Genomic DNA, 13782 nt, shown 5'->3' on the forward strand with positions numbered 1-13782 from the left:
GTGATTGTAAAATCGACGGTGCCAGTGGGGACGAATGACAAAATTGAAGCAATTGTGCGCGGCGCCTTGCAAAGTGCGGCGGACGTGGATATCGTGTCGAATCCGGAGTTTTTAGCGCAAGGAAGCGCGGTGTATGATACGCTACATGGTTCACGAATCGTAGTGGGAACGGAGTCGGCAAATGCGGAAGCCAAAATGCGGGAAATCTACGCGGATTACGGGCAACCCATCGTTTCGGTATCACGCAAAAGTGCAGAACTCATCAAATACGCCAGCAATGATTTCCTAGCTCTCAAAATCTCCTTCGTGAATGAAATTGCGAATTTGTGTGACATTTTGGGTGCAGATATCGAGGAAGTCACAGAAGGAATGGGTTACGACCCGCGGATTGGTAATAGTTTTTTTACGTGCCGGGATTGGTTATGGCGGATCGTGTTTTCCGAAAGACACGAAGGCACTGCATTGGCTCGCGGAAGATCACGGTTTTGTCTTACGGACGATTGAAGCGGCCATCAAAATTAACGAAAAGCAAAAATATTTGTTACTTCATAAATTGCGTCAAGAGATGCCGACGGTGGCGGGGAAGAAAATTGCGGTGCTTGGTCTGACATTCAAGCCAAATACAGACGATTTACGCGAAGCTCCCTCGATTCCCAACATAAAGGTGCTACAAAAAGAAGGCGCGATAATCCAAGCATATGATCCGATTGCGATGGCGCAAACAGCGGAAGAGCTTGGCGATGCATCGATCATGAAGGATTCTATCGAAGCGGCGTTAGAAGGCGCGGACGCTTGCCTAATTTTCACGGAATGGGACGAGATTCGCGCGATAGCACCAGATACCTTTAAAAAAATGGATGGCAAATCCAATCGTGTTAGACGGCCGAAACTGTTTTAACAAACATGAGATGGAAGCAGCTGGCATCGCGTACCAATCCATCGGTCGTCCATTGAAGAAAGTAGGACAGCTACAATGAATGCATCACCACGTATTTCAGTTATTATAGCGACACTTGGCAATCGAGTTGTTGAGCTTAAGAGATTGCTAGAAACACTAGAAAATCAGACATATTCGCACATGGAAATCATCTTAGTTTTACAAAAGGAGCAGGATGATTGGAGCGAGCGGTTGGCAACGTATAACTTAGAGTCTAAGGTCGTGCGAATAGATGATCGAGGTCTTTCTAAAGCGCGTAATATAGGTCTAGAGCACGCGACAGGAGATATTGTGACATTCGGCGATGATGATTGTTGGTATGCTCACGACACCTTCCAGCATGTGGTAGAAGCCTTTCAGAGGGGGAAAGAAGTTATTAGCTTGACAATGTATGATCCAGAACAGCAGAAATTTGGTCGAGCGCAAAAAATAAAGACCAGTCGTTATTTAACAAAACGCGAGCTAATGAGCCGTTCTTCGATTGAAATTTTTGTGAAGCGGGCGTGTTTGGAGAAGAATGAGGCTGGTCCAGCTATCCGTTTTGATGAAGCGTTTGGGCTCGGTGCAACCTATGTCTCTGGTGAGGAAAATATCTTTTTGGTCGATTTGTTTCGGCAGGGATATCGGACGTATTTTCACCCGGAATGGTTGGTGTATCATGCTGTACAACCAAGATTGACAAGGTTGACGAGAGCGCAAATGTTGAGTAAAGGCCCCTTGTTTAAACGAATGTATAATGCTCCACTGGCCTTTCTCTTTGTCTCTTTATTTTATGTGAAAAAGAAGCAAAAAAAACTATTTTGGGAAGTCCTAGAAGAAACACGGACCTATCAGCCAAGAGGGGAGCGGTAACGTGTATCAATGGATTTATAAACAAGGCGTCAAGCGGCGTAACCCACTTTTGCCAGATGCTGAACGATTTTTAGAAGAAACGAACAGGTGGACGCGGCCAGAATTAGAGGCATACCAGCTGGAGCGATTGCAAGCACTTGTACGCTGGGCCTATGAAAACTCTGCCTATTATCAGCGCTTATTCGATGAGCTAGGCATTCACCCTAATGATATACAAGAATTAGGCGACCTCTCACTCATTTCCCCGATTACAAAAAAAATATTGTTAGAAGAAAATGAAGCGATTCATGCAACGGCGGATTTTGATCGACTCCTTTTTTCCGAGACTTCTGGCAGTACAGGTTCTCCATTGACGTTTCAACGGAATTTAGAATGGGATGCGAGACACCGCGCGGCGATACATCGAGGGTATAGCTGGTATGGAATCAAACCTTGGGATCGTAATGGATATTTTTGGGGCTATAACTTGGACGTAAAGAAACATTGGAAACTGAAAATAATGGACAAACTAGTGAATCGATTTCGCATTTTTTCTTATGAAACGAAGGATATCAATACTTTTATAAAGAAATTAGAACGGGCGGATTATCTGGAAGGGTATTCTTCGATGATTTACCATATCGCGCAGAAAATCGAACGAGAAAATTTGCCGATTCAAGCGGATTTAAAAATGATTAAAGGAACCTCAGAGAAGATTTTTGATGCGTATCAACCAGTCGTGGAAAAAGTATTTGGACGTAAAATCATTAGTGAGTATGGCGCAGCAGAGACTGGGATTATCGCGTTTGAATGTCCGGATGGGAACATGCATGTGACCATGGAAAACGTGATTATCGAGGTGATTGACGGTGAGATTTTTGTGACAAACTTGTTTTCGCATTCGTTTCCGATTATTCGTTATGCGCTGGGAGATTATGTCGAGCTGGATACAGAGACGATGTGTTCTTGCGGACGTGAGCATTCGATTGTGAAGTCGGTGATGGGACGCATTGGCAAAGCAATTGTAGGAAAAAAAAGAAACGTATCCGAGCTTGACGTTTTATTATATTTTCAAAAATATCGTGATGGATGGCGGGGAAGCAATTGGTTACCAAGTATTACAGCGCGAGAAAGGGCATCTTGAGTTCCGAATTGAGTCTCATTTAAGTTCGCATACACGAAGGCGCTTAGAAGCCGAAATTGCAAAATATTTTATGGCGGATATGACTTATGAAATCAACGAAGGCGCTACATTTTATCGTGATGGCGGCAAGTTGAAGGATTTTGTTTCGTTCGTGGATATGGTGTGAGGAAGGAGTACTCGATGAAACCCGTAGAAGTATCGATCATTATACCAGTATATAATATTGAAAAGTATGTGGCACGTTGTTTGGATTCGGTTCTAGCGCAGAGCTATCCGCACTTTGAGGTTCTTGTGGTGGATGATGGTTCAACAGACGGCAGTGCTGGGCGTGTGTTGCAGTATGTGCAGCGCGATTCCCGAATAAAGTTACTTCAAAAAAACAATGGCGGCCAGGCAAGTGCGCGAAACTTAGCGCTGCAACAGGCGAGTGGCGATTATATTTTAATGGTGGATGGTGATGACTATATTTTACCGAATTTACTGGAAAAATGTGTTGGCAAATTGGAAGATGACACGGATATCGTGATATTTGATTATTTGACGCTTGATAAGAATCAGAAGACAGACAAAGTGGCAGTTGGAGCTTCGGCGATTACAGCGGGAACGGCTCCATGGAATAAGTTGTATCGCGCGACGCTTTGGCAAGATACTTTTTTCCCGGAAGGTTGTTGGTATGAGGACTTAGGAATTATACCTTTTCTATTATTAAAGGCAAAAAATATTTGTAAAATGGACGAGCCTTTCTATGTGTATGACCGATCACGCGACGGTTCCCAAACGAACACTGTCAATACCACGCGCTATATCGATATTCTATTTGTACTTCAGCATTTGAAGCAACAAGTTATGACGCTGCCGGGAACGCATACGGATGATATTGCGGGGATGTATTTAGAACAGCTAGGCTATGTGATGACGCTAAGTAAGAGCCAATTTATCCAGGACAAAAAAAGAACGGAGCGCCTTTCTAAAAAGGATGGAGCAGGAACTAGAAAAAGCATGTCCGAACTGGCGCACTTTCACGCATAAACCAGAAAATAAAGTTTTGAAAAAAAATGCGAAGAATAGCTATACAAGCCTATTTTAGAGGTCATTTTCCACTTGGAGATATGCTCTATGTATGGCCTAAAAAATGGAGAAGGATCGGAGCCAGACTATGAAACAAATTATGCATGCGTTACTTGCTTTATTTCGGTTGTTCCCTATGAAAAATATTATCCTATTTGAGAGTATGTCAGGATTTCAAGACAATTCCAAGGCACTATTTGAAGAGATGATAGCGCAAAACTTGAATCAAACATACAAGCTGATTTGGTTTGTTGCTAATCCGAATGATATGAAAAATCGGCATGACGCGAATGTACATTTTATGAAGAAATCCGGCATTACAAGGAAATCGTTGCGCTATCTTTATTACAATTGTGTTGCTAAATACTGTTTTTATACACATGAAGTGCTGGGATATCGCACGGATGATAAGCAAATTCGCTTTTTCTTGACACACGGAACACCTTTGAAAGATAGTCGTGGTTGTTTTGGACCAACAGAAAATCATACGTATATATTATCCACGTCGGTTTTTGCGGCGGAATTACGCGCGACCTCATTACTCGGTGGTGCACAGAAGATGCAGGTGTTGGGTTTTCCGAGAAACGATGCGATGTTCCGTGATGATGAGGGGACAAATCAATTCCTCGCTAAGCAAGATTATGAAAAACTCGTTGTTTGGCTACCCACATTTAAGCATATTAACAACAGTGATCGCGTCGATTTTAAGATGGATAGTGAACAAGATGTATCCCTTATGAGCCCCGATTTTTTTCATACCTTAAATGATAAATTAGCAGAGACTAGAACGCTACTTATCATCAAATTCCACCCGAATCAGGACTTAAGTTTCGTCTCCTTTACCAACCTCTCGCACATCAAGACGTTTTCCAATGTAGAGATGTTACGAGAACGCGTGGATTTATATGCTTTATTGGGTAAATCAGATGCACTTATTACTGATTTTTCCTCTGTCTACTTCGACTATTTGTTGTTAAATAAACCAATCGGCTTTGAACTCGGTGATATATTAAATTACAGTTCTGGTCGGGGTTTTCTCGTAGAAGAACCACTCGATTATATGCCTGGCAAGAAAATACGTGAAGAAGCTGATTTTCTACATTTTATCGAGCAGCTTGTATCTAATCAAGATGACTATGTGTTAGAACGGGCAAAACTGTGTATTAAAATGAACCTTCACCATGACAATAACTCTGCGAAAAGAATTTTAGAATTTCTAGGAATGGACGGTGCGATCGCATGAAAAAATATAAACTAGGCTACACCTCAGGAGTTTTCGATCTTTTCCATATTGGCCATCTTAATATTTTGAAGAAGGCAAAAGAACAGTGCGAGCATCTCATCGTTGCGGTGAGCACAGACGAACTCGTCCAAAGCTATAAAAATAAAACACCAGTCATCCCTTTTGAGGAACGACTAGAAATCGTCGAATCCATCACGTTTGTTGATGAAGTCGTGGCGCAAATGAACCGAGATAAAGTCGCCGCGATGGAGCACTATCAGTTTGATGTCATGTTTGTCGGTTCCGATTGGAAAGGTAATGCGCTGTTTACTGAAACCGAACAGATTTTCAAGGCAAATGATGTGGATGTCGTCTACTTTCCTTACACAAGCAACACATCCTCCACACTATTAACCGAAGTACTAAACAAAATTGCGCAACCACATTAAACAGGAAATGAGCCAGATACATGAGCAGTAAATATAAAAAATTATTTCAAAATACGATTCTTTTTTCGATCGGTAGTATGGGAAGCAAGCTCATCAGTTTACTGCTTGTCGTGGTGTTTACCCATCATTTGAATCCGCAAGAATACGGAGAGGTCGAGCTGATTTCAGTGATTATCAATCTCTGTTTGCCGTTTGTAACGTTGTCCATCTATGACGCCGTTCTCCGTTTTGTCATGAAAGATAATGAAGATCAAGGGAGCGTTCTACGCAACGGACTCGCGATTTGTGCGTTAGTTGGATTGGTTTTCCTATCGGGTAGTGTTATTGGTATTCTCTTTTTTGGCTTAGAAACGAATACGCTCGTGATAGCTGCGATTATTTTCGCTCAGTCCATCAATCTGGTGTTCGCTCAATATGCCCGTGGAACAGGGCGCATCAAGCTTTACGTCATAAATGGATTGCTTACCGCGATTTTAATTTTTTCGATTGTGAGTGTGTTGCTCATTTATTTCCATGTGGGTATTATGGGCTACTTTATTGGAATGGTTATTTCGTTTACGATTAGTAATATTATGTTGTTCTGCTTTAGTGGCAATGTCGTGGAAATGATGGTCAAAGCCCCGTGGGATGGGAACCTGATGAAACGCATGTTGCTTTACAGTTTACCGCTTATTCCTAATACACTGATGTGGTGGGTGATGGATACATCGGACCGCCTGCTCATTCAATCTTTTCTTGGGCTCGCCGCGAATGGCTACTACGCTGTCGCTAACAAAATTCCAGTCATTTTGAATACGCTAAGCGCCATTTTTATGCAAGCATGGCAACTATCGGCGATTGAAGAGGGCGAGCAAAAAGATCGAGATCGTTTTTATTCCAGCGTGTTTAATGCGTTTGCTTCCTTCATGATTATTGTCAGTGCGATTATTCTTTGTGTTTTAAAATGGGGATTTGGCATCGCACTCGGCAGTGAGTTTTACGAAGCATGGAAATTTGTTCCGATTCAATTGTTTGCCGTTATATTCTGTAGTTTTTCTGCATTCATTGGCGTTATCTATGCTGTACAAATGCGCACGAATCAAGTATTCATCACATCTTTCGTCGGTGCAGCACTCAATATTGGGCTCAATCTCTTGCTCATTCCACGCATTGGACTTTACGGTGCAGCGGTTGCGACGACGATTAGTTTTTTTCTCCGTCTGGATCGTACGCTTACTACAAACAAGAAAATATGTCCGGATACGCATTCAATACATCACGCTTTTGCCAGCGCTCATTGTACTGGGCATCCAATCCTTATTTCTCTATCAAACGACAATCCCAGCGCTACTTACTAATAGCCTGGCAGTGGGACTCATATTGTTAATAAATATCCAAAGCATCCGATTCATAATGAAAAATATCCGAATGAAAAAATCAAAAAAAGGAAGAGTGATGTAAAATGAGCCGAGAAACAGTTTTAATTACAGGCGGTGCTGGCTTTATTGGCGGACACTTGGTAGAGCAATTATTGAAAAAGTATCACGTTGTCGTACTAGATAACTTAAGCACTGGAAAAATTTCTAATTTACCTTCTAGTCCACACTTAGATTTTCTATTCGGGGATGTAAGTAAAGTATCCGATATAGATAATGCCTTCGAAATATATACTTTTACGTATGTTTTTCATTTAGCAGCTGTGGCTAGTGTCGCAGCATCTATCGAGAAGCCACTTGAAACACATCAAATCAACATGGACGGCACGATTCACCTATTAAATGCCGCGAAAAAACAAGCGGATACCATTCAAAAATTTGTTTTCGCATCCTCGGCCGCAGTTTACGGTAGCGAACCAACACTTCCAAAAAAAGAAACTTCGGTTATAGCGCCAATGACACCATACGGCATCGATAAATTAGCGTCCGAAAGCTATGTGATTGCGTACAGTCGTTTGTTTGGTCTTAAAGCAAGCGCCGCCCGTTTTTTCAATGTATACGGACCACGGCAAAATCCGGACTCACCTTATTCAGGAGTGCTTTCCATTTTGACTAGTTGCGTAGAGCGCGTGTCAAACGGTGATGAAAAAGCCATTTTCAACATATACGGCGATGGGACACAAGTCCGGGATTTTGTCTATGTAGATGATATTGTGAGTGGTTTGATCCTGCTCGCAGAATCGGACGAAAGTACATCAGAAGTTTTCAATATTGCCTCCGGTGAAAACCATACATTACTAGAAGTCATCGCGATTTATGAGGAAATTATCCATCAAAAATTGCCATTAAGATTCGAATCAGCAAGATCTGGAGATATTCATAAATCATATGCCAATATCACGAAAATAAAAAACATTGGTTATCGTTCACAAACTACTTTAAGAGAGGGCCTTGCGAAATACCATGCGCACGAAACTAGCCAAGAAGTGATGGTTCTTATATAATATAGTAGAAAGTCAATGAACCTGAGCGCTAACAGAAAGCTATGATAGGAATGTATACCCGCCGGAAAAGTGAGGAAGCGAACACAAAAAGGTGAGGAGATGACAAGTAACAATTACCTCCTCGCCTTCCTATGTCTTCATGTACAAACTCACATACTTGAATATTTTTCTAAGTACACGGCGATTCAATCTTCTTCATTTTTTAGCGGTTCACTGGCAGTTCCCATCGCATAGATGATTGCGAATAATATGGGAAAATTCATCGATAGTCTATAATCGGAAGGAGAAGTAGTATATGGTTTTTGTAGGGGTATCTATAGGTATTATTTTGGTGCTTTGTTTGAGTTATTTTTTTATTTTTATCCTTCTGAACCAGTCCTTAAGATCAAAAAATTGATGAGGATAAAGGAGAAGTATGCAACTGAAATAGAGGGGCCAAAGCGTCTTATTGTTGGGGGAAGTGACGCTCTTTATAGTTTTAACACGGATTTAATATCTGAAAAAACTAATGTTCCAACCGTTAATTTCGGTCTAAATGTGGGGCTCGGAATGGGATTTATCTTGGATGTAGCTCGCAGAAATATTAAAAGTGGTGATGAAGTGATACTTTGTTTGGCTTACTCACTGTACTTTAAACCAAGTTACGATGTGTTTGCGTATGAATATTATAGAATGCTTCGTAAACGAGAACTGCGCCATTTTTCATGGAAGCAACATGGTTACTATATCCTTCTCAACTTAAAATTGAATATTAAATATTTCATGCAGAAGTTCAAATCGGGAGAAGAGGGTGAACAAAGACCGCTGCATTTTTCAGAGAGTGGGTCTTGTTTGGACGCAGATGGTTCTGCATTTGCCGCCCGCAAAAATATCCCGCTACAATTTCCTGATAAATTCGAGAAAACGGCTTCTGTTTTGGCATTAGAAAAATTTTATGATGCGTGTACTGAGAAGGGGATCACAGTTTATATCACCTATCCAAGTACGCTGGGATTTGAAAGGTATAAAGACTTGAATTATTTAAGCGATTTAGAGAAATATGTAACGGGAAGATACGATGTTATTGGTAAGCCTAGTGATTATTTTGTACCATATGAAAATATTTATAATTCGGTGTATCATGTGAACAGTAAGGGACAGGAGAAGCGGTCCATGCGATTTCTAGAAGAATTACAACTACGAAAAGGAGATAGTAGTACACTGAAAAATAAATAGGTAGAACCGTCTCTATTGGTCCTACCTAAAAAAGCTTATATTAATTGATAAAGCGAAGATTATACGCCTAAAGTTTCTTCTAAATAAATGGCAATACCATCCTCTTCGTTGGATAGCGTGACTGTATTTGCTACATTTTTCAGTGGATCGATAGCATTTCCCATTGCGACACCAACGCCAGCGTAATCTAGCATCTCAAGATCGTTATCTTCATCGCCAAATGCAATAATATTCTTTTGGTCAATGCCTAGATATCGACTTGCTGCTTGGACCCCAATCGCTTTATGCACACCGAATTTTGTCATTTCCATCGCAGGCCATTCTGCGCCCCAATTTCGATACGTTACAATGTTAGATAGGCGCGTATCCATATGGTCGCTTATTTCTTGTAGCATTTCGTGACTCGCGAAGAACAGTAGCGATGTAGGATCTGACGTAATCGTGTTTCGCAAATCGCCAATGAAGACATTTTCCTTACCTTGCTGGAACATATCCGGCACGCTAGCATTTCGTTCTCGCAAGAACACACTGTCCTGCACTTCCGCAGCAATATTATCAAGCGTATAATTCGTCGAAAAATCGAGTAGTTCATGCGCCGTTTTCAAGTCAATCGCTTGGTGGTAGGCACTGCTGAATTTAATATCACGCGGATGATGGAATACAGCCCCGTTAAAATTCACAATCGGTGTATCGAGGCCTAATTCATAATAATACATATGGCTCATGCGGTAAGGTCGCCCTGTTGCAATCATGACTTCATGGCCTTTTTCACGCGCGTTTTCCAACGCTTTTTTTTGTTCGATCCGAGATGGTCTGATCGCCTTTTAGAGCAGTGCCATCAAGATCGAGAACGATTAATTTTTTTTGTCATATATGTCTCCTCATTCTTTCCATAATTCGTATATCTAGTCCCCGTTTTGATAAAGTGATAGAATAGATAGTATACCTTCATGATAGACGTTCGGGCGCGCTTTGTAAACGCCTAAGTGCTTTACAGAAAGTTAATAAATCACATGGAAATGAGGCCTACCAATGATTCAAGTGGAACATAAGTGGATAAAAGAAATTCCGGTCCTACATATTTATGAGGCAACACACGCGACCGAAAAATTACCAACTGTCTTTTTTTTATCATGGTTTTCAATCGCAAAAGGAATTATATTTACCGTACGCTTATTTGTTGGCGCAACGTGGAATGCGTGTTATTTTGCCGGATGCGCCAATGCATGGGGAACGAAGCGGGAATGAGTCGGAAACGGAGCAGGCGATTTATTTTTGGGACACGGTTCGTGGGAATATCGATGAGTTGCCTCTATTAAGAGATGCTTTAGATGCAGAAGGCTGATTGATCCGTCGAGGCTTGCAGTTGGCGGTTTTTCGATGGGAGCAATTACAAGTTATGGGATGTTAGCGCAGTATGATTGGCTGAAAGTGGGGGTTTGCCTCGCTGGGAGTTCGTACTATGGTCATTTCGCGAAGGCGCTTGCGGATGGTGTGACCAAACAGGGCATCGAGTTTCCTTTTGATGTGGACGCGCGGATTCGTGAATTGGCGCCGTATGATTTGAGCGCTGCGCCTACGAAATTGAAAAATCGCCCCTTGATGATTTGGCATGGGAAAGCGGATGATGTGGTGCCATTCCAGTACAGCGAAAAGCTATATGAGGCGTTGGTTGAGGAAGATATGTCGGATAATGTGGCTTTCATGGTGGACGAAAAGGCCAAACACAAAATCTCCATTGAGGGCATGCTTGCGGGTGTCGGCTTTTTAGAAGAAAAATTATAATGAAAATCATTCTCAACTATGTTACAATAATGAGAGAAAATCAAAAGGAGGCTACTACTTCATGGATGCAGAACTAAAAGATAATTTGATGGGTGCGTTAGAGCAAGTAATTGATCCAGAGCTAGGCATTGATATTGTCAATATTGGTCTAGTTTACGATGTGGATTTGGACGAGGACGGGCTTTGTACGGTAACAATGACGCTAACAACAATGGGATGCCCACTTGCTGGGGTTTTGACAGATCAAGTACGTGTAGCGATGTCAGATATTCCAGAAGTGAAAGATACGAAAGTCGACCTTGTGTGGACGCCGGCTTGGACGAAAGACCGGATGTCGCGTTACGCTAAGATTGCACTCGGTATTCGATAAAATGAAAAAGATACGCGGATAAGTGTATGCAACATCGAGTTAGGATGCGGCGGACTTATCTTCGTATCTTTTTTAGTTATTGGCTTGTTCTAATTTTGCGATGCGTGCTTCTAGTTTGTTCTGACGCTCGTATTGGCGAACGATTTGTTTAGCTAAGTTAAGCTCGGCTTGCGCTGTCATCAAATGATCTTGCCCGTGTACTAATAAAAAGGATGGCGTTATATCATTATCTGGGCTCCGGCGCGAGACTAATTTCGTCTGCCAAGCATGTCCTTCTAAAAATTGTACTTCTGCCTTTTGCAAATGAGATGTTGCCTCTTCGAAATGATAGTTTTCAGCGGCGGTAATTGCAGCATAAGCTTCTTTTCGCGTGTTTCCGCCATGAAGAATTAATTTTACAACGGCTTCTTCTGTATGAATATCCATTTTTTCACCTCATTTAAGCTATTTATCTTATTGTAGCAAAGCGTGCGAGTAATTGCTATTATTAGGTTAATCAGCCTATGGTACGATGACAGGGTGCGCGCAATCGATATATAATGTAACTATCAAAGTGGTCGAAAAGAGGGATACTGATGGAAGAACGATTATATGATCTTGAGGATAAAGTACAGGATTTAGAGCTAGAGGTGTTGAGTCTACGCCAACAAGTAAACGAGCTAGAGCAAGCGAAATCGACGAAATCACATAGAGGCAACTGGTCATGGGGAATGTTTGCGTTAATCCCAATCGTAGCAATTATTTGTAATATGATTGTAGAACTAGTAGACTAATAGAAGAAAGATAATTCCCTAATCTGATTGGGGAATTCAGTGTGTCGACAAACGCTCATTTTCGTCGTTTAAAGCTCCGTTCCAGTGCTCACGTACCCTAGTACGCTCCGCGCTGGTACTCACTTTTGCCTAGAAACTAAGCATTTGTCGACACGCTGAAGTTTTGAGAAATATCATATAAAGCGGTTTGTCTAGAGTCTGAATCCCCTAATCTGATTGGGGAATTATTTTTTGGGAATTTTGTTCGCCTCTGTTCGTATGGGAATGCGAAAAATTATACCCAAAATTATGTACAATACCCAGATATAACTAAAAAAGTTGTTAATTAAGCGCTTTTTTCATAAATTCGTATATAAAAGGCTATAAAACAAATTATTTTAGTCACAAAAATTACACAGTTTGTTCCCTTGCTTTTTCCGCTCAATAAAAGTAGAATATATATATACCTTGCATTTAGTGTAAGCTCTTATTTCGACAAAAGTATACAGTTCTTGTTTATTTTTGTGGGGATAAGACCCTATCATGGTTATAATGGAATTCGGTGTATCCATCTTCCAAATGGTGAGCACTTGTGTTTATCATATGATTTCGCACCGATAACCGTTATTTGTTTTCATTCATCTCATTTGCCATGTAGTTTTCGTTTGTGCCTCATCCCGTTAAGCATAAACATTCGAACATGATGGCCTGCCTAGTCAATTGACTGGGCCTTTTTTTTTGTTGTTGTGTCTGTTCGAACAAAGTGAGTTACAGCCTCAATATGCATGAGAGCAAAGCGAGCATGTAATCCTTCTCGGCTGTTGAAAGCAAAATCTCCGCCTTACGCCAAATAGTGGTTAAGGCAATTTTATTTTGTTTAGAGATTTACCCAATCAAGGAGAGAACATAATTTTACAATCATTATCACTAGCCTTCCACAAATCGTCATGAGAAACCAACCCAATAATCCCCCACAAGCAGATTACTTCAAGCCCACCATCTCTATTGGTATACTTGGAGTAAGAAATGATTGAAGGAGGACGATAACATGACACTACAAGGTAAAAAAGTAATCGCTCTAATCAGCGATGATTTCGAGGATTTAGAATTATGGTATCCAGTTTTACGAGTTCGCGAAGCTGGAGCTGAGGTTCATCTAGTTGGGGAAGAAGCCGGTGTTGTCTACCACGGGAAGTATGGCGTTCCTGCAACAAGTGATTTTAGCTTTGAGGATATTAAAGTGGAAGATTACGACGGGATTTTAGTTCCAGGGGCTGGTCGCCAGATAAGTTGCGCCGCTTCGATAAAGTATTGGAATTTGTACGCTACTTCGATAAACAAAAGAAACCGATTGGCCAAATTTGTCACGCCGGTTGGGTGCTTATTTCAGCAGGAATTCTGGATGGCGTCAACGTCACCAGTACGCCTGGTATCAAGGATGATATGACGAATGCTGGTGCGATTTGGCATGATGAAGCAGTTGTTACGGACGGCCATATTATTTCGAGTCGTCGCCCACCAGATTTACCAGATTATGTACCAGCTTTCATCGCAGCGTTTAAGTAAGTAGAAAAAAAAGAGCCGAATTTG

12 protein-coding genes and 4 pseudogenes are annotated in these 13782 nt (G+C 41.4%); 14 read left to right on the forward strand and 2 right to left on the reverse strand.

Features of this window, described 5'->3' with window-relative positions; translation table 11 throughout:
• From PCORN_RS20290 to PCORN_RS09780, 10 genes and pseudogenes are all read left to right on the forward strand, one after another.
• Positions 1-504, forward strand: a pseudogene (locus PCORN_RS20290) (hypothetical protein); the annotation flags it as partial.
• Entirely contained in the window at positions 389-898 is a 510-nt protein-coding gene (locus PCORN_RS20295; RefSeq protein ID WP_277620189.1) for a UDP binding domain-containing protein, read from the forward strand. The pseudogene PCORN_RS20290 and the gene PCORN_RS20295, both read left to right, overlap by 116 nt.
• A gap of 75 nt (positions 899-973) precedes the next feature.
• Positions 974-1789, forward strand: coding sequence for a glycosyltransferase family 2 protein (locus PCORN_RS09745; RefSeq protein ID WP_051999376.1), 816 nt, complete (start codon positions 974-976; stop codon positions 1787-1789).
• A 1-nt stretch (position 1790) separates the two neighbouring features.
• Positions 1791-2912, forward strand: a complete 1122-nt coding sequence (locus PCORN_RS09750) for a phenylacetate--CoA ligase family protein (RefSeq protein ID WP_036079861.1) — start codon at positions 1791-1793, stop codon at positions 2910-2912.
• Between the two features lie 180 nt (positions 2913-3092).
• Positions 3093-3941 carry a glycosyltransferase family 2 protein gene (locus tag PCORN_RS09755; protein WP_051999377.1) on the forward strand — a complete coding sequence of 283 codons (849 nt, stop codon included), beginning with the start codon at positions 3093-3095 and terminating at the stop codon, positions 3939-3941.
• 127 nt (positions 3942-4068) lie between these two features.
• Positions 4069-5223 carry a CDP-glycerol glycerophosphotransferase family protein gene (locus PCORN_RS09760; protein WP_036079863.1) on the forward strand — a complete coding sequence of 385 codons (1155 nt, stop codon included), beginning with the start codon at positions 4069-4071 and terminating at the stop codon, positions 5221-5223.
• On the forward strand, positions 5220-5651 hold the full coding sequence (locus tag PCORN_RS09765) for an FAD synthase family protein (protein WP_036079866.1): 432 nt from the start codon (positions 5220-5222) through the stop codon (positions 5649-5651). Before PCORN_RS09760 ends, PCORN_RS09765 begins: the two co-directional genes overlap by 4 nt.
• Positions 5652-5671: 20 nt before the next feature.
• Positions 5672-6988, forward strand: a complete 1317-nt coding sequence (locus PCORN_RS09770) for a lipopolysaccharide biosynthesis protein (protein WP_036079869.1) — start codon at positions 5672-5674, stop codon at positions 6986-6988.
• 104 nt (positions 6989-7092) lie between these two features.
• Positions 7093-8070: a GDP-mannose 4,6-dehydratase gene (locus PCORN_RS09775; RefSeq protein WP_036079872.1), complete on the forward strand. Its 978-nt coding sequence runs from the start codon at positions 7093-7095 to the stop codon at positions 8068-8070.
• Positions 8071-8466: 396 nt separating this feature from the next.
• Entirely contained in the window at positions 8467-9285 is an 819-nt protein-coding gene (locus PCORN_RS09780; protein ID WP_241433154.1) for a hypothetical protein, read from the forward strand.
• A 59-nt stretch (positions 9286-9344) separates the two neighbouring features.
• Here the strand turns inward: PCORN_RS09780 and PCORN_RS09785 are convergent.
• Positions 9345-10140 (reverse strand): annotated as a pseudogene (locus tag PCORN_RS09785) (Cof-type HAD-IIB family hydrolase).
• 177 nt (positions 10141-10317) lie between these two features.
• Between PCORN_RS09785 and yjfP the strand changes: the two are divergent.
• Positions 10318-11070: pseudogene (gene yjfP / locus PCORN_RS21080) on the forward strand (esterase).
• A gap of 61 nt (positions 11071-11131) precedes the next feature.
• Positions 11132-11440 (forward strand): metal-sulfur cluster assembly factor, encoded by a 309-nt coding sequence (locus PCORN_RS09795; protein ID WP_036066843.1) that lies wholly within the window; start codon positions 11132-11134, stop codon positions 11438-11440.
• A 72-nt stretch (positions 11441-11512) separates the two neighbouring features.
• Here the strand turns inward: PCORN_RS09795 and PCORN_RS09800 are convergent, their stop codons facing one another.
• The gene (locus PCORN_RS09800; protein WP_036079877.1) at positions 11513-11866 is read right to left on the reverse strand and encodes a PTS sugar transporter subunit IIA; all 354 of its coding nucleotides are present in this window, start codon (positions 11864-11866) and stop codon (positions 11513-11515) included.
• A gap of 149 nt (positions 11867-12015) precedes the next feature.
• Here PCORN_RS09800 and PCORN_RS09805 point away from each other — a divergent pair, with 149 nt between their 5' ends.
• Together PCORN_RS09805 and PCORN_RS09810 are read left to right on the forward strand one after the other, a co-directional pair.
• Positions 12016-12213, forward strand: a complete 198-nt coding sequence (locus PCORN_RS09805; RefSeq protein ID WP_036079880.1) for a hypothetical protein — start codon at positions 12016-12018, stop codon at positions 12211-12213.
• Between the two features lie 1027 nt (positions 12214-13240).
• Positions 13241-13758 (forward strand): annotated as a pseudogene (locus PCORN_RS09810) (type 1 glutamine amidotransferase domain-containing protein).
• Positions 13759-13782: the final 24 nt, after the last annotated feature.

The sequence above is a fragment of the Listeria cornellensis FSL F6-0969 genome (assembly GCF_000525855.1).
Lineage (GTDB): Bacteria > Bacillota > Bacilli > Lactobacillales > Listeriaceae > Listeria_A > Listeria_A cornellensis.